The organism is Candidatus Methylacidiphilales bacterium (assembly GCA_025056655.1).
GTDB lineage: Bacteria > Verrucomicrobiota > Verrucomicrobiia > Methylacidiphilales > JANWVL01 > JANWVL01.
Map to the genome: position 1 here is coordinate 1 of JANWVL010000161.1, position 1,402 is coordinate 1,402.

At 49.3% G+C, this 1,402-nt stretch carries 1 protein-coding gene and 1 pseudogene; one reads left to right on the forward strand and one right to left on the reverse strand.

The features are described from left to right. Positions 1 to 113 (reverse strand): annotated as a pseudogene (locus tag NZM04_10420) (IS1 family transposase). On the opposite strand from NZM04_10420, the gene NZM04_10425 reads away from it, so the two are divergent. Next, positions 107 to 1,402 (forward strand): hypothetical protein (locus NZM04_10425; GenBank protein MCS7064429.1); only part of this gene is annotated, 1,296 nt, incomplete at its 3' end. The pseudogene NZM04_10420 and the gene NZM04_10425 sit on opposite strands and share 7 nt — an antisense overlap.

Below are 1,402 nucleotides of genomic sequence, written 5' to 3' on the forward strand. Positions count from 1 at the left end.
ATTGGGTTGGGCTGAGGGGTGAAATGACGATTGCAGGCCTTGCACAGGTAGCGCTGGCTGCCGCTGTGATTCTTGCCTCGTTTGACCACCGATTCGCTTTGGCATCTTGGACACTTCATGTATCCAATTTTATTTACTCCCCCTGTGGGATGACAACAGACTATGGCGATACTATGGTGACCGCGAAAGTAATTTCAACGCGATCGGCAACCAGCAGAGTCGCCCTGATGCAGCTCTTGTCGAAAAGATTATCAACGCCGTAGATGCGCGCCTGATGAACGAGTGCTACGAGCGTGGAATTGATCCAGAGGGTCCGCATGCTCCTAAGAGTATAAGGGAAGCAGTTAATATCTTCTTTGAAGGTAGGAGTCCCTCAGATCCTTACTCAGGACACATCAAAAATTGGCCCGACTCTAAAAGACGCTCTGTCGCTGAAGGCATCACTGTTGCGGCTACAGGCGCATCTGCGCGCGAAGGGAAGATGTGCCTGTCGATCTGTGATTGTGGAGAGGGCCAAACGCCAGACGATATGCCGCATACGTTTCTTTCGCTAGATAGAGGGAACAAGTTGAAGATACCGTTTGTCCAAGGCAAATTTAATATGGGCGGAACAGGCGTGCTTCAGTTTTGTGGAGAACACGGCCTGCAGCTTATCGTGACGAAGCGTAACCCTAAACTGAGACCAAGATCGCCAGATGACGCCTCATTCGATAAGTGGGGCTTCACTTTGGTAAGACGAGAAGATCCAGACGGCTCTCGTCGCAGTTCCGTCTATACCTACTTAGCGCCAATAGAGGCGGATTTGAAACCGCGCCAAGGTGGAGTTCTCCGTTTTGCCTGTGATGAGCTACCACTTCTTCCCGATGGGCGCATACCTTATGTAAGAAAGACTAAGCATGGCACTCTCATTAAGCTTTATGAATACTCAGCTGCAGGATTTAGCAGCACGCACATTTTGCTTAAAGATGGATTACTAAGCCGTCTAGATTTGCTTCTACCATATATTGCGCTACCTATCCGCCTTCACGAATGCCGCACTAGCTATAGAGGCCATGAAGGCAGCTTCGATACAACACTAACTGGCCTTGGGGTTAGGTTAGAAGATGACAGGGGCGAAAACCTTGAAGAGGGATTCCCTACGACTGCGCATCTTGTCGTCCAAGGTGAAAAGATGAAAGTTATCGTCTATGCCTTTAAGAAGGGCAAAGCGACAACCTATCGGAGAAGCGAGGGAATCATTTTCATCGTAAATGGACAGACCCATGCGAGCGTATCGGCAGACTTCTTCCGTCGTGGGAAAGTTGGTCTAAGCTACATAGCTGACTCCATTCTGGTCATGGTTGATTGTAGCGAACTCACCGGTCGTTCAAGAGAGGATCTTTTCATGAATAGTCGAGATCGC